The sequence below is a fragment of the Variovorax paradoxus genome (genome assembly GCF_024734665.1).
Taxonomy (GTDB): Bacteria; Pseudomonadota; Gammaproteobacteria; order Burkholderiales; family Burkholderiaceae_C; genus Variovorax.
Genome location: NZ_CP102931.1, coordinates 4,928,342 through 4,947,977, shown reverse-complemented (window position 1 = coordinate 4,947,977; position 19,636 = coordinate 4,928,342). Strand labels below are relative to the sequence as shown.

23 protein-coding genes are annotated in these 19,636 nt (G+C 66.3%); 17 read left to right on the top strand and 6 right to left on the bottom strand.

The window, feature by feature from the left end:
• Positions 1–2: 2 nt before the first annotated feature.
• From NWF24_RS23440 to NWF24_RS23430, 3 genes are all read left to right on the top strand, one after another.
• On the top strand, positions 3–611 hold the full coding sequence (locus NWF24_RS23440) for a trimeric intracellular cation channel family protein (protein WP_258350638.1): 609 nt from the start codon (positions 3–5) through the stop codon (positions 609–611).
• A gap of 126 nt (positions 612–737) precedes the next feature.
• Entirely contained in the window at positions 738–1,382 is a 645-nt protein-coding gene (locus tag NWF24_RS23435) for a DUF47 domain-containing protein (protein WP_012746613.1), read from the top strand.
• 13 nt (positions 1,383–1,395) lie between these two features.
• Positions 1,396–2,406, top strand: a complete 1,011-nt coding sequence (locus NWF24_RS23430; RefSeq protein ID WP_258350637.1) for an inorganic phosphate transporter — start codon at positions 1,396–1,398, stop codon at positions 2,404–2,406.
• Between the two features lie 3 nt (positions 2,407–2,409).
• Here the strand turns inward: NWF24_RS23430 and NWF24_RS23425 are convergent, their stop codons facing one another.
• Complete coding sequence (locus NWF24_RS23425) at positions 2,410–2,856, bottom strand: TM2 domain-containing protein (RefSeq protein WP_093049669.1); 447 nt, start codon at positions 2,854–2,856, stop codon at positions 2,410–2,412.
• Positions 2,853–3,377: a GNAT family N-acetyltransferase gene (locus NWF24_RS23420; protein WP_258350636.1), complete on the bottom strand. Its 525-nt coding sequence runs from the start codon at positions 3,375–3,377 to the stop codon at positions 2,853–2,855. The genes NWF24_RS23425 and NWF24_RS23420 overlap by 4 nt, the downstream gene beginning before the upstream one ends.
• Positions 3,378–3,556: 179 nt before the next feature.
• Between NWF24_RS23420 and rpsP the strand changes: the two genes are divergently transcribed.
• The 8 genes from rpsP (at position 3,557) to NWF24_RS23380 (ending at position 9,735) form a co-directional block, all read left to right on the top strand.
• A complete protein-coding gene (gene rpsP, locus NWF24_RS23415; protein ID WP_093049676.1) occupies positions 3,557–3,820 on the top strand; it encodes a 30S ribosomal protein S16 in 264 nt (87 codons plus the stop codon).
• Positions 3,821–3,835: 15 nt separating this feature from the next.
• A complete protein-coding gene (gene rimM / locus NWF24_RS23410; protein ID WP_258350635.1) occupies positions 3,836–4,390 on the top strand; it encodes a ribosome maturation factor RimM in 555 nt (184 codons plus the stop codon).
• 16 nt (positions 4,391–4,406) lie between these two features.
• Entirely contained in the window at positions 4,407–5,153 is a 747-nt protein-coding gene (trmD, locus tag NWF24_RS23405; protein WP_258350634.1) for a tRNA (guanosine(37)-N1)-methyltransferase TrmD, read from the top strand.
• A gap of 110 nt (positions 5,154–5,263) precedes the next feature.
• Positions 5,264–5,647, top strand: a complete 384-nt coding sequence (gene rplS / locus NWF24_RS23400; protein WP_258350633.1) for a 50S ribosomal protein L19 — start codon at positions 5,264–5,266, stop codon at positions 5,645–5,647.
• 129 nt (positions 5,648–5,776) lie between these two features.
• A complete protein-coding gene (locus NWF24_RS23395) occupies positions 5,777–6,520 on the top strand; it encodes a CoA pyrophosphatase (protein WP_258350632.1) in 744 nt (247 codons plus the stop codon).
• Between the two features lie 62 nt (positions 6,521–6,582).
• Positions 6,583–7,584 carry a CobD/CbiB family protein gene (locus NWF24_RS23390; protein ID WP_258350631.1) on the top strand — a complete coding sequence of 334 codons (1,002 nt, stop codon included), beginning with the start codon at positions 6,583–6,585 and terminating at the stop codon, positions 7,582–7,584.
• Between the two features lie 19 nt (positions 7,585–7,603).
• Entirely contained in the window at positions 7,604–8,695 is a 1,092-nt protein-coding gene (gene hisC / locus NWF24_RS23385; RefSeq protein ID WP_258350630.1) for a histidinol-phosphate transaminase, read from the top strand.
• Positions 8,696–8,709: 14 nt separating this feature from the next.
• The gene (locus NWF24_RS23380) at positions 8,710–9,735 is read left to right on the top strand and encodes a hypothetical protein (protein ID WP_258350629.1); all 1,026 of its coding nucleotides are present in this window, start codon (positions 8,710–8,712) and stop codon (positions 9,733–9,735) included.
• Between the two features lie 13 nt (positions 9,736–9,748).
• Here the strand turns inward: NWF24_RS23380 and rsgA are convergent, their stop codons facing one another.
• Genes rsgA through NWF24_RS23365 form a run of 3 tightly spaced genes read right to left on the bottom strand, consistent with a single transcriptional unit; the run spans position 9,749 to position 12,357 of the window.
• Positions 9,749–10,702: a ribosome small subunit-dependent GTPase A gene (rsgA, locus tag NWF24_RS23375; protein ID WP_258350628.1), complete on the bottom strand. Its 954-nt coding sequence runs from the start codon at positions 10,700–10,702 to the stop codon at positions 9,749–9,751.
• A gap of 12 nt (positions 10,703–10,714) precedes the next feature.
• On the bottom strand, positions 10,715–11,065 hold the full coding sequence (locus NWF24_RS23370) for a 4a-hydroxytetrahydrobiopterin dehydratase (protein ID WP_258350627.1): 351 nt from the start codon (positions 11,063–11,065) through the stop codon (positions 10,715–10,717).
• 32 nt (positions 11,066–11,097) lie between these two features.
• Positions 11,098–12,357, bottom strand: a complete 1,260-nt coding sequence (locus tag NWF24_RS23365) for a M48 family metallopeptidase (RefSeq protein ID WP_258350626.1) — start codon at positions 12,355–12,357, stop codon at positions 11,098–11,100.
• Positions 12,358–12,416: 59 nt separating this feature from the next.
• Between NWF24_RS23365 and orn the strand changes: the two genes are divergently transcribed.
• The 6 genes from orn (at position 12,417) to NWF24_RS23335 (ending at position 19,119) form a co-directional block, all read left to right on the top strand.
• A complete protein-coding gene (gene orn / locus NWF24_RS23360) occupies positions 12,417–13,013 on the top strand; it encodes an oligoribonuclease (protein WP_258350625.1) in 597 nt (198 codons plus the stop codon).
• A 254-nt stretch (positions 13,014–13,267) separates the two neighbouring features.
• Positions 13,268–15,163, top strand: a complete 1,896-nt coding sequence (locus NWF24_RS23355; RefSeq protein WP_258350624.1) for a DEAD/DEAH box helicase — start codon at positions 13,268–13,270, stop codon at positions 15,161–15,163.
• Between the two features lie 213 nt (positions 15,164–15,376).
• Positions 15,377–16,450, top strand: a complete 1,074-nt coding sequence (locus NWF24_RS23350) for an NAD/NADP-dependent octopine/nopaline dehydrogenase family protein (protein ID WP_258350623.1) — start codon at positions 15,377–15,379, stop codon at positions 16,448–16,450.
• A complete protein-coding gene (locus tag NWF24_RS23345; protein WP_258350622.1) occupies positions 16,440–17,444 on the top strand; it encodes a 3-hydroxybutyryl-CoA dehydrogenase in 1,005 nt (334 codons plus the stop codon). Before NWF24_RS23350 ends, NWF24_RS23345 begins: the two co-directional genes overlap by 11 nt.
• Positions 17,441–18,238, top strand: a complete 798-nt coding sequence (locus NWF24_RS23340) for an alpha/beta fold hydrolase (protein WP_258350621.1) — start codon at positions 17,441–17,443, stop codon at positions 18,236–18,238. Before NWF24_RS23345 ends, NWF24_RS23340 begins: the two co-directional genes overlap by 4 nt.
• A complete protein-coding gene (locus tag NWF24_RS23335; RefSeq protein WP_258350620.1) occupies positions 18,235–19,119 on the top strand; it encodes a quinone oxidoreductase family protein in 885 nt (294 codons plus the stop codon). The genes NWF24_RS23340 and NWF24_RS23335 overlap by 4 nt, the downstream gene beginning before the upstream one ends.
• A 22-nt stretch (positions 19,120–19,141) precedes the next feature.
• On the opposite strand, the gene NWF24_RS23330 is transcribed toward NWF24_RS23335, so the two are convergent.
• The gene (locus NWF24_RS23330; protein WP_258350619.1) at positions 19,142–19,624 is read right to left on the bottom strand and encodes a MarR family winged helix-turn-helix transcriptional regulator; all 483 of its coding nucleotides are present in this window, start codon (positions 19,622–19,624) and stop codon (positions 19,142–19,144) included.
• Between the last annotated feature and the right edge of the window lie 12 nt (positions 19,625–19,636).

The window sequence follows — 19,636 nt, the reverse complement described above, 5'->3', positions numbered from 1 at the left end:
CCGTGCTGCTCTACGTCCTCGATCTCGCCGGTGTGGCGGTCTTCGCGGTCAGTGGGGCACTGGGGGCCGGCCATGCGGGCCTCGACTGGCTGGGCGTGGTGGTGATCGCTTCGGTCACCGCGGTGGGCGGCGGCACGCTGCGCGACCTGCTGCTCGACCGCCATCCGGTGTTCTGGATCCGCGACACCCGGTATGTCTACGTGATTCTCGCGGCGGCGGCGCTCACGATTGTCTGGGTGCACCTGTTGCCGGTGCCGGAGCATGCGCTGGCCGTTGCTGACGCCCTGGGGCTCGGCCTGTTCGCCATCACCGGTGCGCAGGTGGCCGAGGAGCGGCGCCTGCCGGCCGTCATCGTGCTGCTGGTCGGCACCATGACCGGCGCGGCCGGCGGGCTGTTGCGCGATGTGTTCACAGCCCGCATCCCGCTGCTGCTGAGCAGCGGCATCTACGGCTCGGCCGCCATCGCGGGCATTGCGGCCTACCTGCTGCTGCAGGCGACCGGAACGCCGCGGCGCTGGGCTTTTCATGCCGGCGTGCTGCTGATCGTGGCGCTCCGCCTGGGCGGAATCTACGGCGGCTGGCACCTGCCGGTGCTGCGCTTGCCGGCCTGAAAGTCGGGTGTTCCGGCAGCCCCGAAAAGCCGGCCAGGCTGGGCAGGGCCCGCGCGCCCGTTAAACTTCGCCGGTTTTTCATCAAGGCGTCATGAAAATGTGATTGGCGCTCCCCATGGAGTTTTCATGTTCGGCAAGCTGCTGCCCCGCGAGGGCAATTTCTTCGAGATGTTCAACCAGCACGCCGAGCGCATCGTGGAGGCGGCGAGGGCGTTCGAGCAGCTCGTTGCCAACTACAGCGACGTGCACCTGCGCGAGCAGTACAACCGCGACGTCGACAACGCCGAGCGTGCGGCCGACCGCGTGACGCACGACGTCAACCGGCTGATTCACAAGACTTTCATCACGCCCATCGACCGCGAGCAGATCCACAAACTCATCAACACGATGGACGACGTGGCCGACCTGATCCAGGACTCGGCCGAGACCATGGCGCTGTACGACGTGCGCCACATGACCGACGAGATCGTGCGCCTCACGGCACTGAGCGTGAAGTGCTGCGACCGCCTGAAAGACGCCGTCAAGTTCCTCGGCAAGATCGCCGACCCGGCCGTGGCCGAGGCCACGCTGAAGACCTGCGAGGAAATCGACCGCCTCGAATCGGACGCCGACCGCGTGATGCGCAGCGCCATGAGCAAGCTGTTCCGCGAGGAGCCCGACGTGCGCGAGGTGATCAAGCTCAAGGCGATCTACGAGTTGCTCGAGACGATCACCGACAAGTGCGAGGACGTGGCCAACGTGATCGAGGGCATCGTCCTCGAGAATTCCTGAGCGGGCAGCGCTGATGGCAACGGTTCAGGTCGCCCTCTGGGTGGTGATAGTGCTGGTCGCGCTGGCGATCCTGTTCGACTTCATGAACGGGTTCCACGACGCCGCCAATTCGATTGCGACGGTGGTGTCCACCGGGGTGCTCAAGCCGGGGCAGGCCGTGGTGTTCGCGGCCTTCTTCAACCTGATCGCGATCTTCATCTTCCATTTGAGCGTGGCGGCGACCGTGGGCAAGGGCATCGCCCAGCCCGGGGTGGTCGACGTGCACGTGGTGTTCGGTGCGCTCGTGGGTGCCATCAGCTGGAACCTCGTGACCTGGTACTACGGCATTCCCAGCAGCTCGTCACACGCGCTGATCGGTGGCATCGTGGGCGCGGTGATCTCCAAGACCGGTACCAGCGGCCTCGTGGCATCGGGCATCTGGAAGACGGTGGCCTTCATCTTCGTGTCGCCGCTGCTGGGCTTCCTGCTGGGCTCGATGATGATGGTCGTGGTGGCCTGGAGCTTCCGGCGCGCCACGCCGTCGCGGGTGGACCGATGGTTTCGCAGGCTGCAGCTGGTTTCGGCCGGCGCCTACAGCCTGGGCCATGGTGGCAACGATGCGCAGAAGACCATCGGCATCATCTGGATGCTGCTGATCGCCACTGGGTACGCCAATGCCGGCGACTCGAGCCCACCGACCTGGACCATCGTGAGCTGCTACGCCGCGATTGCGCTGGGCACGATGTTCGGCGGCTGGCGCATCGTGAAGACGATGGGCCAGAAGATCACCAAGCTCAAGCCCGTGGGCGGCTTCTGTGCCGAGACGGGCGGAGCGCTGACACTGTTCCTGGCGACGGCGCTGGGCATTCCGGTGTCGACCACGCACACCATCACAGGCGCCATCGTCGGCGTTGGCTCGACGCAGCGCGCGAGCGCGGTGCGCTGGGGCGTGGCGGGGAACATCGTGTGGGCGTGGATCTTCACGATCCCTGCATCGGCCTTCGTGGCGGCGATTGCCTACTGGATCAGCATCCAGCTGTTCTGACGGCTACTGCGAGATCTTCCGGCCTTCTTCGACCTGGTGCTCGAAGTAGCGCTGGAAGCTGAACACGATGCTGGCCATCAGGATCGTGCTGCCGAAGAAGAGCGAGAGCACCACGGCGCCGATGGTGAACCAGTTCGTGCGGCCGGGTTCCGCGTCGGCCGGCGCGCTGGCGTTGAAGCGGGCATTCCACTTCTCGGGTGTCATCAGGCCATAGATGATGGCCATCAGCGCGCAGCCTGCGATGGTGAAGCCCAGCAGTGGGATCAGTGCCCAGCTAACGCCGTCGTCCACGCCGTACATGCGCACGCGCTCGATGCCGTAGATGCCCAGTGCCGTGGGAATGGGCAGCAGCCAGCCGAGCAAGTCGCCCATGCCGCGCAGGTAGAAGCGGTGCAGGCCGAGCGGGCCGCCGAGGAAGGAGAGCCACGCGGCAACAGTCTTGTTTTTCATTCAGGTTTGGTGGTGCTGCCTTCGCCGAGCACTTTTTCCATCAATACGACATCGCGCCATTCGCCGAACTTCCAGCCGCAATCTTTCAGCACGCCCACATGCGTGAAGCCCTGGCTGCGGTGCACACCGACGGAGCTGGCGTTGGCCGAATCGCCGATCACCGCGATCAGTTTGCGCACGCCGGCTGCTTCGGCGGCCTGCGACAGCGCTGCCAGCAGCTTGGCGCCCAGACCCTTGCCGCGTGCTGACTCCGACATGTAGATCGAGTCTTCGGCCGAAAAACGGTAGGCCGGGCGCGGCTTGAACCAGTTGCAGTAGGCAAAACCCAACACTTCGCCATTTTCTTCGGCGACCAGGTACGGCAGGTTCTTGCCCAGCACGTCGGCGCGGCGGGTGGCCATATCGGCGGGGGAGGGAGGCTCTGTTTCGAAGGTGCCGGTGCCGTGCAGCACGTGATGGGCGTAGATGGCGGCGATGGCCTCGACGTCTTCGTCGCGGCTGGGGCGGATGGTGAGGGGCATGCGGTGGAAACGGGTGGCGCAAGGCCGGAATTCGGAGAAAACGCGGGTCGGGCTATAATCGCGGGCTTTTCAGCGTGTCGCTGGCCGGGTGGCCATGTCGCGTGTCTCGACGCTGGAAGAACATTGTGAGCGGGCCTCTTCTTCATCCATAAGGCCTGCTGACCACCCAAGGATAAATCATGGTCGTCATTCGACTCTCCCGCGGCGGCTCCAAAGGCCGTCCGTTCTTCAACATCGTCGTGTCGGACAAGCGCGTTCGCCGCGATGGCCGTTTCATCGAGCGCCTGGGTTTCTACAACCCGACCGCCAAGGAAAACGAAGAAAGCATCCGTATCGCCCAGGACCGCCTGGCGTACTGGAAGAGCGTTGGCGCACAAGCTTCGCCCACCGTTCTGCGCCTGATCCGTCAAGCTGCCTCGGCAGCTCCCAAGGCGGCGGCCTAAGCCGTCCGCACGGCGATGCTGCCCGCACTCGAAACCGCCGAATTGCCGGCGGATGCGATTGAAGTAGGGCGCATCGCCGATGCATGGGGCATCAAGGGCTGGTTCAAGGTCCTGCCCCACAGCGCCCAGCCCGAGGCGCTTTTTTCTTCCAAGCGCTGGTTCCTGCAGGCTCCCGGAGCCTCGGCAAGCACCGCTTTCCGGCTCGCTATCCGCGAGGCCAAAGAACATTCCGACTGCATCGTCGCCACGTCCGAGGACGTGCCCGACCGCAATGCGGCCGAGGCGCTGCGCGGCGCGCGCGTGTTCGTGCCGCGCTCGAGCTTTCCCACGGCCGGCGACGACGAGTACTACTGGGTCGACCTGATCGGCCTGTCGGTGGTCAACCGCGAAGGCGTTGTTCTCGGCACAGTGCGCGAGCTGCTCGCAACCGGCCCGCAGACCACGCTGGTGCTCGCCGCCGAAGAAGACGGCAAGGCCATCGAACGCATGGTGCCCTTCGTCTCGGTCTTCGTCGACAAGGTCGACTTGCCCGGCCGACTCATCACGGTCGACTGGCAACCCGATTTCTGATCCGGACCTTGCGCGCATGCGCTTCGACGTCCTTACGCTTTTTCCTGAACTGTTCGCTCCTTTCATGGCTAGCGGCGTGACGCGCCGTGCCTACGAGTCGAAGCAGGTCGAAGTCGTCTTCTGGAATCCGCGCGATTTTGCGCAGGGCAATTACAAGCGCGTGGACGATCGCCCCTTTGGCGGCGGTCCAGGCATGGTGATGATGGCGGAGCCGCTGGCGGCCTGCCTCGACGCAGCGCTGGCTGCACGCGGAGCACAGGCGCCCGTCGTGTTGTTTTCTCCGATCGGAGAGGCGCTGCGCCATGAGGCGGTCGAGAAGTGGTCTGCCAGCGAAGGCGCAGTGCTGATCTGTGGCCGCTACGAAGGCATCGATCAGCGCTTCATCGACGCGCGCGTCACCCACCAGATCAGCCTCGGCGATTTTGTTCTCTCCGGCGGCGAGATCGCAGCCATGGCGCTGCTCGATGCCGTGGCCAGGCTGCAGCCGGGCGTGCTCGGCGACGAGGCCAGCCACGTGCAGGACAGCTTCAATCCCGCGCTCGACGGCCTGCTCGACTGTCCGCACTACACGCGGCCCGAACAGTGGAACGGGCAGGGCGTGCCGGCGCCGCTGCTCTCGGGCCACCATGCACAGATTGAGCGCTGGCGGCGTGACCAGCGGCTGGCCATCACGGCCGCACGGCGCCCCGACCTGATCGACGCAGCCCGCGCAGCGGGGCGTCTTGGCAGAGCCGATGAGGCCGCGCTGAAAAAAAAGCTATAATCCCCGGTTCCCCGATCCTCTGCCCGGCCGCGCCCGGTCTCTTTACGGTCATCCCGTGAAAGCCAAAGGCGCCTTTTGTGTAGCCCGACACGATCGACTATCAGGAAATCATGAACCTCATCCAGACCCTCGAGCAGGAAGAAATTACCCGTCTCGGCAAGACCATCCCCGATTTCATGCCCGGTGACACGGTCATCGTCAGCGTGAACGTCGTCGAAGGCACCCGCAAGCGCGTGCAGGCCTACGAAGGCGTCGTGATCGCCAAGCGCAACCGTGGCCTCAACAGCGGCTTCACCGTGCGCAAGATCTCCAGCGGCGAAGGCGTGGAGCGTACGTTCCAGACCTACAGCCCGCTGATCGCCGGTATCGAAGTCAAGCGCCGTGGCGATGTGCGCCGCGCCAAGCTGTACTACCTGCGCGACCGCAGCGGCCGTTCGGCACGCATCAAGGAAAAGCTGCCGAGCAAGTCGACGGCTGCAGCGGCTGCCAAGTAAGCAGCTCGCCTGTCGTGCAAAAAAGCCGCCGCTCTGGCGGCTTTTTGCATTGTTGCCCCCGCTCAGCGACAACCTTCCTTTTTTCCGCTCTACTTCTTTCTTTCCTCCGCCTCAGGTACGTTTCATCTCTTGACCAACTCATCCATTCCTCCGCAGGCCGCATCTGTCGAACCCGTCAACGCCGTGGCGCCGCCCACGCTGCTGCAGTTCGACCCGCGCAAAGTGCCGTTTGTGGCCGGAGGAGTCGAGGGATTACCGGCGGTGCCGGCCGTGCAGCTGACGGCGCAGGCGTTGCGAGCCCGCTTCGCGACACCGCCCGTTTGGACGCCCGAGCTGCGGCGTGATCCGCGGATGACTGACCGCGTTCCCGCGCAGGCTGCGGTGCTGGTGCCGATCGTGCAGCGCCCGCAGGGCGCGACCGTGCTGCTGACCGAGCGGACCTCGAATCTGTCGACGCATTCGGGGCAGGTTGCGTTTCCCGGTGGCCGCGTCGACCCGGAGGACTCCAACATCGCGGCCGCCGCTTTGCGCGAGGCCTGGGAGGAGGTCGGCCTTTCGGCTCAATACATCGAGGTGCTTGGCAACCTGCCGACTTACACGACAGTGACCTCGTTCATCGTGACGCCGGTGGTTGCGCTGGTGCAACCCGACTTCGAGCTCACCATCAATCCCCATGAGGTCGCGCAAGCCTTCGAGGTGCCGCTCGCATGGCTGATGGACCCGGCGAATCACCGCCACCACACCGTGCCCGCGCCCGATGGCACCCGGCGCCAGTGGTACTCGATGCCCTACCAGGACGGACCCGACGAGCGCTTCGTCTGGGGCGCGACCGCGGGCATGCTGCGCAATCTTTACCGTTTCCTCGCGGCCTGACTGAATCCGCGGCTCGAATGAAGATGGCCTGAACCTTCAGGCGCTCTCGCTATCATCGAAGGATGAGCTTTTTTGCCATCCTGTGCGCGCTGCTGATCGAGCAGGTGCGGCCCCTGGGCCCGCACAACCCCGTGTACGGCGCGGTGCTGGCGTGGACACGCTGGACCAGCCGCAACTTCGACGCGGGCAAGCCGCATCACGGATGGATCGCCTGGGGCCTCGCGGTGTTCGTGCCCACGCTCGGCGCGCTGGGCGTGCACTGGCTGCTGGTGCTCACGCTCGGCCTGCCGTTCGCGGTGCTCTGGAGCATTGCGGTGCTCTACGTCACGCTGGGCTTCCGGCAGTTCAGCCACCACTTCACCGACATCCGCGACGCGCTCGACGAAGGCGACGAGCCACTCGCGCGCTCGCTGCTCGCGCATTGGCAGGGCGTGGATGCGGCCAACCTGCCGCGTAGCGAGATCGTGCGCCACGTGATCGAGCATTCGGTGATCGCAGCGCACCGCCATGTGTTCGGCGTGCTCGCGTGGTTCTCGATCATTGCGGCCATCGGTCTCGGGCCGGCAGGCGCGGTTTTCTATCGCATGAGCGAGTTCGTCTCGCGCTACTGGGCGCACAAGAACGGCGCCGCAGTGCAGCCGTCGAGCGTCTCGGTGCAACAGGCCGCGGATCGCGCCTGGCACATGATCGACTGGCTGCCCGCGCGCATCACGGCGCTGGGTTTCGCGGTGGTCGGCAGCTTCGAGGAGGCGATCGATTGCTGGCGCAACGACGCACAGCGCTTTCCCAACGAGAACGACGGTGTGATCCTCGCGGCCACGTCGGGTGCGGTCAACGTGCGCCTGGGCGGCGGCACACTGCGCCCGATCCCGGTCACCGACCCGCTGCCGCGCGCCCAGGCCGGCGAATCACTGGCCGACGGCCGCCGCACCGACACCGGCAGCACGCCGGGGCGCGAGCCGGAGCCCGGCCACCTGCGCAGCGTGGTGGGCCTGGTCTGGCGCTCGGTCGTGATGTGGATGGTGCTGCTGGCTCTGCTCACCCTGGCTCGCCTGCTCGGCTGAGCGAAGCGGCGAACGAGCCATGACACATCCAGTGCCAGCCTTCTGGAGCCCGCGCATCGGCGTGCTCGAACCTTATGTGCCCGGCGAGCAGCCGCGCATCGCGAACCTCGTCAAGCTCAACACCAACGAGAACCCGTACCCGCCGTCGCCGATCGCCATCGAGGCCATCCGGCGTGCGGCCGAGAATGGCCTGGAGCGCTATCCCGACCCCACCTCGCTCGCGCTGCGTGAGGCGGTGGCGCGGCGGCACGGCCTGCGGGCCGATGACGTGTTCGCGGGCAACGGCTCGGACGAAGTGCTCGCGCACGCCTTCTTCGCGTTCTTCCAGCAGGCCGAGCCGCTGCTGATGCCTGACGTGAGCTACAGCTTCTACAAGGTCTACGCGCAGCTGTACGGCATCGCCTGCGAGCAGCAGCCGGTGGACGAAGGCCTGCGCATCAATGTCGACGCCCTTGCAGCGCGTGCCCGCCAAGGTTGCGCAGGCATCGTCATCGCGAATCCGAACGCGCCGACCGGCATTGGCCTGCCGCTGTCGCGCATTGAGCAACTGCTCGAAGCCTGCCCCGATCGTGTGGTGCTGGTCGACGAGGCATATATCGATTTCGGTGGTGAGAGCGCGCTGCCGCTGATCGGCAGGCACCCGAACCTGCTCGTGGTGCAGACCCTCTCCAAGTCGCGTTCGCTGGCTGGCCTACGGGTCGGCTTTGCCTGCGGTCAGGCGCATCTGATCGACGCGCTGGTGCGCGTCAAGGACAGCTTCAACTCGTACCCGCTCGACCGGCTGGCCTCGGCAGGTGCCATTGCCGCACTTGAAGACGAAGACTGGTTCCGCAGCACCCGCGACAAGATCGTCGACACCCGGGAGGGCCTCGGCCTCCAGCTCGAAGACCTGGGCTTCGAGGTGCTGCCGTCGCAAGCCAATTTCGTCTTCGCACGCCATCCGCAACGCGACGCCGCCGAGCTCGCGGCCCTGCTGCGCGAGCATGCGGTGCTGGTGCGGCATTTCAGGCAGCCGCGCATCGCGCAGTACCTGCGCATCAGCATCGGCACGCGCGAGCAATGCAGCACGCTGGTTCAGCGGCTGCAGGACATCCTCACTCCAACCCCTTGAGAGAATCCTTAGCGATGCCGACCCACGACACCGATCCGCGCACAGCGGCCTGCACAGGCTTCTGGCAAGCAGTGAGTGCCCAGCTCGAGAGCCTGCGCGCCTTGCCCGCACGCGAATTGATGGAAGGGTTGAACGAACTGCTGGAGCCCTTTTTCCCGCGGCTAGCGGCCGAGGTGGCCGGTGAGCCGCCCGAGTTCAAGCTCGTGCTGACGGCGCATGGTTCGGTAGACGACTTCGAGGACCTGATGGCACTGGTGCAAAGCAGCCCCAAGCTGCCGCAGGTCGAAGTGGAGGCCTTTCGTCAGCGTTCGAGCGATGGCTTCGGCATGCGCATGAACGACTTCGAATTGGCAAGCTCCGAAGTCCTCGTGAAGCACGAACTCTATCGGGGTCGGGTGGCGCTGGAGATCGGCTTCGCCAAGCCTATTCCGATGGACATGCAGGACCATGCGCGCCACATGAGCCTCATCATGCTTGACCATATCCTGGGCGAGTACGACTTCGCGGTGAAGGTTGGAGCGGTCGACTACGTCGAGGCCGACGCGCACGCGGATTTCGATGGCGTGCCGCTCGACGATTTCGTGCCCGTGTTCGATGCCTGCTGGCGCGACGAACTCGGCCACACCGGTGTGTTTCCCCAGGGGGAACACGCTTGGTCAGGCATGAACGCGACACGCACGGCCGAGGACGGTCGCGAGATCGAGGTGATCGTGATGCGCAACGACGCGGCCACTGCCTTGGTGGGGCGAGCCGACCTATGTCATCGCCTGTCGGCGGCGGTGCCGGTCGAGTCGGGCGAGGAGTTGGAAGAAGCGCGCGTCTATGAAGACCGGCTGACAGCACGGCTGCAGACGCACGAAGCAGGCTGCTGCACGCACGTGGTGCTGGAGGAGGGTGTTCGCACCGTTCACTTCCAGGTGGCCGACCCCGAGGCGGCGATCTCGCATGCGCAATCGCTGCAAGACGACATTGACTTGCCGGTGACGCTGGGCCTCGTCTTCGACCCGACCTGGAAGTCCTATCGCATCTGGCTCGGCTGAAGCTGCCTTTCGGTCAGTACCGCTTCTGGCTCAACTCGGCGAACAACTCGCCATAGATCTTGTAGCGGCTCGCGCTGATGGCGCCCGGTCTGCTGCTCGCCGTTTCCACGTTCGCAATCACGCCGCAGCCCGGCTCGTGCAGATGCGTGCAGTTGTAGAACTTGCAGTCGTTCGCATGCTCGGCAATGTCTGGCATGAGCCCGGCGAGCTGCATCGGCGCGATGTGGTTCAGGCCGAATTCCTGGAAGCCCGGCGAGTCGATCAGGCCAGTGGTGCGGGCTTCATCGATCCAGTACCAGGTGGTGCTCGTGGTGGTGTGCTTGCCCGAGTTCAGCGCCTGCGAAATCTCCTGGGTCAGCACGGTTGCGCCCGGCACCAGCAGATTGGTCAGCGTGCTCTTGCCCGAGCCGGACGGGCCGAGCACCAGGGTGGACTTGCCGGCCAGAAGCTTCATCAGCGAGGCGTAGTCCGCCTCGCCTGACGCCTTCAGCGACAGCGGCAGCACGCCGTGGTGCATGCGGCGATAAGGCGCCAGCTTGGTCCACGCGCGCTCGAAGGGTTCGACCAGGTCGCTCTTGTTGAGCGCGATGATCGGCGTGATGCGCTCAGCCTCCGCCGCGATCAGCGCACGGGCCAGTTGATGTTCGGAAAACTCCGGCTCGGCCGCGATCAGGATCAGCACATGGTCGAGGTTGGCCGCGAACGACTTGGTGCGGATCTCGTCTTGCCGGTAGAACAGGTTGCGCCGCGGCAGCACCTGCTCGATGGTGCCTTCGTCCTCGCTGGCCTGCCAATGCACGCGGTCGCCGACCACGGCCTGGCTCTTCTTGCCGCGCGGATGGCAGATCAGCCGTTCGCCCGTGGGCGTTTCGACGAGGCAGTGACGCCCGTGGCTGGCAACGACAAGGCCGTCGTGTAGTGCCTTCGCAGCGGCGGCTGCGGGCGCGGCGCGGCCGGGCTTAGCCAAGGGCGCGTTCCGTCATGCGGCGGGGGCCGCGACCAGCGCGTCGGCCTGGCGGGCGCAGTCGAAGTCGGTGACCGACAGGCCGCCCACGTCATGCGTGTTGAAGCGCACCACGCAGCGGTTGTAGTGCACCGCCAGGTCGGGGTGGTGGTCTTGCGTGTGAGCCACGAAAGCCAGCGCGTTCACGAAGGCGATGGTCTCGAAGTAGTTGGCGAAGCTGAAGGTTTTCTCGATGGCGACGTTGGCCCCGTCGCCAGTGAGCATCCAGCCGTCGAGGCGCGCCAGGCCGGCCACGATCTCGGTGGCGCTCAGGGCCTTGCGTGGAGGGAGGTTCTTCCAGTCCTTGGGCTTGAACATGCTGCTCATGATGGGCTTCTTCGAAATGAGGGGGAGTCGGGTCAGGCCGCTGCCATGCGCGCAAGGCGCTCGGAAGCCGGCGGGTGCGAATAGTAGAACTTGACAAACACCGGGTCGGGCGTGAGCGTCGACGCGTTGTCCTGGTAGAGCTTGAGCAGGGCGGCCGACAGGTCGGCGCCGCTGGTTTGCGCCACCGCGTAGGCGTCGGCCTCGAACTCGTGCTTGCGTGACAGTCGCGCGGGCAGCGGGGCAACGAAGAAGCCGAACACCGGCACGGCAATCATGAACAGCAGCAGCGCCAGCGCGCTGTTGGGTGCCGTCATGTTGGGCTGCACGCCCAGGCCTGTGTAGAACCAGACCTGCGTCGACACCCAGCCCAGCAGCGCGAAGCCAGCCAGGCTCAGGGCGAACATCGCGACCAGCCGCTTCACGATATGGCGGTGCTTGAAGTGGCCCAGCTCGTGCGCGAGCACGGCCTCGACCTCGCCAGCGTTGAGCTGGCGCAGTAGCGTGTCGTAGAACACCACGCGCTTGCTGGCGCCGAAGCCGGTGAAGTAGGCATTGGCGTGAGCGCTGCGCGTGCTGCCGTCCATCACGAACAGGCCCTTGGCCGCGAAGCCGCAGCGCTTCATCAGTGCTGTCACGCGCTCCTTGAGCGTCGGGTCGTCGAGCGGCTTGAACTTGTTGAACAGCGGCGCGATGAAGGTCGGGTAGATCAGCATCAGCAGCAGGTTGAATCCCATCCACGCGCCCCAGGACCACAACCACCACAGCTGCCCGGCCGCGCCCATGAGCCAGAGGATCAGCGCGGCGATCGGCAGGCCGATCACCGCGCCCAGCAGCGTCGACTTGAGCGCATCGGTCAGCCAGAGCTTCCAGGTCATCTTGTTGAAGCCGAAGCGCTCTTCGAGCCTGAAGGTCTGCCAGAGCGTGAAGGGCAGTTCGAGCAGGCCGCCAAGGGCCGCGAAGGCTGCCAGCAATGCCAACTGCTGCACCATGCCACCGCCGATCCACACCAGCAGAAGCCTGTTCAGCACATCGAGGCCGCCGAGCAAGGTCCAGCCCAGAAGCAGCGCTGCGCCCCAGGCCATCTCGACCAGGCCGAAGCGCGCCTTGGCGATGGTGTAGTCGGCCGCTTTCTGGTGGGCGGCGAGGGTGATGGTCTGTGCGAAAGCGGCTGGCACGGCGCCGCGGTGCTGCGCCACGTGGCGCACCTGCCGCGTGGCCAGCCAGAACTTCACGAGCAGGCCTGCAACCAATGCGGCCGCGAAGGCGATGGTGAAGATGAGCGAATAGGACATGGAGCGGCGAGTTTAGTCCCCGCTATCTGGGGCCGCAGCCCTTCGACGACAATCCTGCGATGCCTGAATCCCTTGAACCGACGCCCCCCGCAGCTGTGCCCACCCTGAAGAAAAGCGACCAGAACCTGGTCTGGCTGGACTGCGAAATGAGCGGCCTCGACCCCGAAAAAGAGCGCCTGCTCGAAATTGCCGTGGTCGTCACCGGCCCCGACCTCACGCCCGTCATCGACGGCCCCGTGCTTGTCATTCACCAGAGCGACGCCGTGCTCGACGCCATGGACGCCTGGAACAAGGGCACTCATGGCCGCAGCGGCCTGATCGACAAGGTCAAGGCGTCAACCCTCGACGAAGCCGCCGCCGAGCAGCAACTGCTGGAATTCATCGCCAAATACATCCCGCGCAGCGGCTCGCCCATGTGCGGCAACACCATCGGGCAGGACCGGCGCTTCCTGGTCAAGTACATGCCCAAGCTGGAGGCGTACTTCCACTACCGCAACCTGGACGTCAGCACCCTCAAGGAGCTGGCCAAGCGCTGGAAACCCACGGCCTACAGCAGCTTCAAGAAGCAGCAAGCCCATACCGCACTGGCCGATGTGCACGAATCCATCGAGGAACTGGCGCACTACCGCGAGACCTTTCTGCGCCTGACGGATTGAGCAAAGCCGGGGATTAGGTAAAAACCCGAATCCATGCCATAATCGCAGGCTTCGCTGATCGGGAAGGTATTTCAAGCCCGGCCAGCGTCTCTTGCATCTCCCTATCTTGCACACCGCGCCCGATCGCATTCGCTGATCAAAAAGGGCCGCAACCTCAGGCGTCAGCCCGAAGTTGAATGTCGTTGGATGGTTGATGTTTTTAACCACCAACGGGGCGCCGCCTACGGCAGCGCTCGCGTTTGAGATTGATATTCATGACCGACGCTTTTGAAGCGCAGGGCGAGTTCGCGCCTGTGCAATCCGCTACCCACAACGAATTCACCGCCGCCACGGACACCATGTCCGAAGCGCCCATCCTCGAGGCGCTGGATGCAGCTTCCCCCGAAGCTGCCGCGGCCGAAGAACCCGCCAAGCCCAACGGCTTCATCAAGCTGGGCCTTGCGCCCGAGCTGATCGCCGCCGTGGCTGACCTGGGCTTCACCCAGCCCACCACCGTGCAGGAAAAGGTCGTGCCGATCGCCATGGGCGAAGAGGGCGCTGCCCGCTTCGTCGACCTGATGGTGTCGAGCCAGACCGGCTCGGGCAAGACCGCCGCCTTCCTGCTGCCCGTGCTGCACACGCTGCTCAAGCGCCAGGCCGAGGCCGAAGCCGAAGCCAAGGCCGAGTTCCAGCGTCTGGCCGCCGAAGCTGCCGCCCGCGGCGAAGCCCCGCCCAAGAAGCCGAAGCGCAAGGACCCGACCAACGCCCGCCATTTCAAGGCTGCCACGCCCGGCGCCCTGATCCTGTGCCCGACGCGCGAACTCGCGCAGCAAGTCGCACACGACGCCATCGAACTGGTTCGCCACTGCCGCGGCCTGCGCATCGCCAACGTGGTGGGCGGCATGCCTTACCAACTGCAGATCGCCAAGCTGCAGAACGCCGACCTCGTGGTTGCCACGCCCGGCCGTCTGCTCGACCTGCAACGCTCGCAGCAACTCAAGCTCGACCAGGTCAAGTTCCTGGTGGTCGACGAAGCCGACCGCATGCTCGACCTCGGTTTCTCCGACGACCTGGCCGAAGTCAACCAGCTCACCATCGAGCGCCAGCAAACGATGATGTTCAGCGCCACCTTCGCGCCGCGCATCCAGCAGCTGGCCCAGCGCGTGATGCGCGAACCGCAGCGCATCACCATCGACAGCCCGCAAGAGAAGCACGCCAACATCAAGCAGTCGCTGTACTGGGCTGACAACAGCCAGCACAAGCGCAAGCTGCTCGACCACTGGCTGCGCGACACTAGCATCAACCAGGCGATCGTGTTCGCGAGCACGCAAGTCGAGTGCGACGGCCTCGCCAACGACCTGCAGCAAGAAGGCTTCAGCGCCGTGGCGCTGCACGGCGCCCTGAGCCAGGGCCTGCGCAACCGCCGCCTGATGGCGCTGCGCCAGGGCCAGGTGCAGATCCTGGTGGCCACCGACGTTGCCGCCCGTGGCATCGACGTGCCGACAATCACCCACGTCTTCAACTTCGGCCTGCCGATGAAGGCCGAGGACTACACCCACCGCATCGGCCGTACCGGTCGTGCCGGCCGCGACGGCCTGGCCGTCACGTTCGCCGAGTTCCGCGATCGCCGCAAGATCATGGACATCGAGCACTACAGCCGCCAGCAGTTCAAGGCCGAAGTGGTGCCGGGCATGGAGCCGCAACAGCGCATGCCGCAATCGCGTCCGCCGCAAGGTGAATTCCGCGGCGGCCGTGGTGACAACCAATCGCGCGACCGCAAGTTCGGTGGTGGCGGCGGCGGTGGCTACCGCGGCGGCAACGGTGGTGGTAATGGCGGCGGCTACGCTGGCGCCAGCGGCTTCAATGACCGTAACTCCCGTGGCCCGGCCGCACCGGGCCCGCGTGGCTTCCAGGGCGGCCAGAACGCCGGTTTCGGCGGCGGCCGTGACGAAGGCGGCAACGGTGGCGGTGCCGGCTACGGCCGCAAGCCGGGCTGGGGCGACAGCGCTCCGCGTGGCGGCCATGGTCACGGTGGTGGCCGCGGCGACGGCGGCTTCGCACCGCGCGAGGGCTTCGCGCCCCGCGGCAATGGCGCTGCTGGTCATGGCGGCCCGGGCAAGGTGTTCGTGCCCCGCGACGCGCAAAAGCGCGCGTTCAAGCCCAGCCGCTGATCCTGCTTCCCGGGCGGCCTGACAGCCGCCTCGCCCCCAGAAAGCCCGCGCTTCTCACGAACGCGGGCTTTTTCATTTCGGGTTTCCGAGCAGTCAGGCGTCATCGAATTTGATTGACATATGAATCGATGAAAAGTAATGTAATAAGGCATTATTTCCCCGGGGCCGTCCTGCGGCCGCCGGTTCATCGACACCTGCTTTTCGAATTTCGACATGAAAATTGCGATTCTTGGGGGTGGCCATGGCGCCTATGCGGCCGCCGCGGACCTGTCTGAAACCGGCCATGAAGTGCGCCTGTGGCGCCGCGACGCCGCCGCGCTCGAGCCGCTGGTGCGTGCCGGCTCGATCACGCTGAAGGACGCCGACAGCGCGCGCGAAGTGCCCATTGCGCTGGCCACCGCCGACATCGGTGCGGCCCTGAGGGGGGTCGAGCTGATCGTCATTCCCACGCCCGCCATCGCCCAGCACGACATCGCAGTCGCGATGGCGCCGCACCTGGTCGACGGGCAGGTCGTGTTCCTGCCGCCGGGCACCTTCGGCAGCTACGTGATGGCCAAGACGGTGAAAGAGGCCGGTAGCCGCGCCGACGTTGCCTGGGCCGAGACCGGCACCTTGCCTTACCTGGCGCGCAAGCATGGCGAGCGCGAAGTCAACGTCACCATCCGCGCCATTCGCCTGCCGACCGGCGTCTACCCGGCCCGCAAAGAGGCGCAAGCCATCGAGGTGATCCGCAAGGCTTACCCGGTGGTGCACGGCTGCGGCGACGCGCTTTCGGGTGCGCTGATGAACGCCGGCCCCGTCATCCACCCGCCGCTGATGGTGATGAACGCCGCGCCGCTGCAGCACTTCGAGCGCTGGGACATCCACAACGAAGGCACGCAGCGTGCGGTGCGCGACGTGACCGACCGGCTCGACCATGAACGCATTGCCGTGCGCGAAGCCTTCGGGCAGGGCGCGCCGCACTATCCGCTGGCCGACCACTACAACAACGACCAGTGGATGTACGGCGACGCGCACAAGCAGCTCGTCAAATCGGGCGACTGGCGCGAGAACATCGACCTGCACACGCACCGCTACATCACGGAAGACACCGAACTCGGCCTGGCCTTCCTGGCCTCGGCCGCGCGCCACGCGGGCGTGGATGCACCCATCGCCCACGGCCTGCTGGCCATCGTCGGCGGCTTTCTCGGGCGCGACCTGCGGCGCGGGCCGCGCACCTTCGAAAGCCTGGGCCTCGCCGATCTGAGCGCGGTGCAACTCAAGCAGAGGCTGCACGATGGCGAATGACGCCGCGCTCCCCCGGTTCGCGGCGGTCGGCGCGGGCCGCATGGGGCGCGGGATCGCCATCGCATTCGCCTATGCCGGCCACCGCATCTCGCTGATAGACCTGCGCCCGCGCAGCGACGAAGCCTGGCAGCGCCTGCGCGACGAGGCAAAGGCCGAGATCGAAGCCAGTCTCTCGGGTCTCGCGCAACTCGGCGTGATCGACGCATCGCAGATCGAGCGCATCGCCGCGCGCGTGGACTTCGTCAACGCCGCGGCCGCCCCGCAGGCGCTGGCCGCAGCCGAGCTCGTGTTCGAAGGCGTCCCCGAAACCATGGAAGCCAAGCGCGAGGCCTTCGAGCAGCTCAACCGCCATTGCCGCGACGACGCCATCCTCACCTCGACCACCAGCAGCATCCTCGTGACGCAGCTCGCGTCCCTGGTGCGGCTGCCCGGGCGCTTTCTCAACATGCACTGGCTCAACCCTGCCTACGTGATCCCCGTGGTCGAGCTGAGCTGCCATCCCGGCACCGACGCCGTCGTGCTCGCACGCACCAAAACGCTGATGGAAGAGATCGGCAAGCTGCCCGTGGTCTGCGGCGCCTCCCCGGGCTACATCGTGCCGCGCCTGCAGGCGCTGGTGATGAACGAAGCCGCGCGAATGATCGAAGAGGGCGCCGCCACCGCCGAGGAAATCGACAAGGCCACGCGCTACGGCCTGGGCCTGCGTTTCGCCGCGCTGGGCGTGGTCGAGTTCATCGACTTCGGCGGTTGCGACATCCTGCATCACGCGAGCCGCGAGATGTCGGCCTCGCTCGACGCCGGCCGCTACACCGCGCCGGCCATCGTCGGCCGCATGGTCGAGCAGGGCCGGCTGGGCCTCAAGAGCGGCAGCGGCTTCTACGACTACGAAGGCCGCGACATCGCTGCCTACCGGCGCGACGTGCTCTCGCGCACGCTTGGCGAACTGCGGCATGCGGGCCTTTGGCGCGCGCCGGCGGACGAGACCTTGCCATGAGCATCCGCCGCGCCTTTGCCGACCTGTCGGTGGGGCAGGTGCACTACGCGGCTTGTGGCGACCAACAGGCGCCGGCCGTGCTGTTGCTGCACCAGTCGCCGCGCAGCTGGGCCGAGTACCGCGCCGTGCTGCCGTTGATAGGCGCGCATCGTCGGGCCATCGCGATGGACACAGCCGGCTTCGGCGATTCGGCAGACGGCGGAGTGCCAGCGAGCATCGGGCAATGGGCACGCGTGGCCTGCGAACTGCTGGATGCGCTGGGTATCGCGCAGGTCGACGTGGTGGGGCATCACACAGGCGGCGTTATCGCGGTCGAACTCGCGGCAGCGTTTCCTGAGCGCGTTCGCAGCCTGCTGCTGTCCTCCACGCCGTACACCGACGAGCCCTTTCGCAAGGCGCGAGCACAACGTCCGCCCATCGACGAAGTCGCACCGAGCGAAGACGGCTCTCACCTCGCTGCGCTGTGGCAAAAGCGCCAGGGTTTCTATCCGCCGGGACGCCCCGACCTGCTCGAAGCCTTCGTGCGCGACGCATTGAAGGTCGAGCGTGTCGAAGAGGGCCATCGCGCCGTCGCGTCGTACCGCATGGAAGAGCGCATCGGGCGCGTCACGCAGCCCACGCTGATCGTTCGTGCCACGGCCGATCCGTTCGCCGCACCGCATGCGGCAGAACTGCAGCACCACCTGCCGCAAGCGCGCATCGTCGACATCGAAGGCGGCATGGTGCCGCTGCCCGACCAGATGCCCGAAGCCTTCGCACGCACGGTGCTCGACTTCCTGGAGACGCTGCCGTGAAGGCCGTGCGCATCCACGGATTCGATGCGGTTCCTGTGCTGGAGGAGATTGTCGACCCTGTCGCGCGGCCGGGCCGCACCCTGGTGCGCATGGAGGCCGCGACGGTCGGACACATCGACCGCACAGTGTGGCGCGGGAGTTTCCTTCGCCATCCGCCGTTGCCCTACACGCCTGGCGTGGAGGCGGCGGGTGTAGTGATGGCAAGCGAGCGATACGCCATCGGCCAGCGCGTGTGGCTGCGCGGCAGCGGGCTCGGCACGCTGTTCGACGGCACCTGGTGCGAGCAGATCGATGCGCCCGACGAAGCGCTGGGCCTGTTGCCTGATGCCGTGCCGATGGCACTGGGTGCTGCATTCTTCTCGCCAACGACCTCGGCATGGGTGGCGCTGCACGAAGTCGCGAAGCTGCAGGCCGGTGAGCAGGTGCTGGTGACCGGCGCGAGCGGCGCCGTCGGCTCGCTCGTGATGCAACTCGCACGCGACGCAGGTTGCACGGTGACGGCAGTGGATCCGAACACCGCGCCACCATCCGCTGCCAGCGCCGATCTGCTGATCGACACGGTCGGTGGAGATGTGCTCGCCAAGGTCCTGCCCTCGGTGCGGCCGGGCGGCCGTGCTGTGCTGATCGGCTACACCGCCGGCCCGACGCTGCAGCTCGACATCGCGCACTTCCTGCAACGCGATGTTGCGCTGTTGCCTCTCAACATGTTTCGACGTGAAGCCGCCGGCCGTGCCGCGGCGCCCGAGCTGCTGGCGAGGCTGGCCGATGGCCGCCTGCATCTCGACGTGCAGCCGTTCGCGCTTGCCGATGCGGCCCGCGCGCTTGAATGGATCGCACAGCGCGGCCACCGGGGCCGCGCCGTCCTCGTGCCCCGCCTCTGAGTGGAGAGGCGAGCAAGCAAGCTCAGTCTTCTTCTTGCGGCTCCTCGACCGGTACATGCACGTGCAGGTCGATCATCTGCCGCAGCGTCTGCTTGAGCTCTTCGGCGCGTCGCAGCCCAAAGGGTTCGAGCACGCGCCGCTCGTGGTCGCGCGCAAGTTCCATCAGGTGCTCGACCGCCTTCAGCCCCTTGCGCGTGATGCGCACCAGCGTGATGCGGCGATCACTTTCGTGGGGCAGGCGTTCGACCTGTCCGCGCGATTCCATGCGGTCCAGCAGCCGCGTCACCGTGGGTTGCTTGGTCACCGTCACCTGCGCGAGCTGGCCGATGCTGATCGGCTCGCTGCCTGCGAGCGATGCCATCACGCGCCATTCCGACACGGAGAAGCCCTGCTGACGCGCGACCTCGTGGAACTCCGAGGAGATCAGCTGGCTGGCCTGCGCCAGCAGCGCCGGCAGGTAGTCATCAACGAAGCGATGCGATTCGACGGGTTGTTCTTCAGCCATGAAGGCACCTCA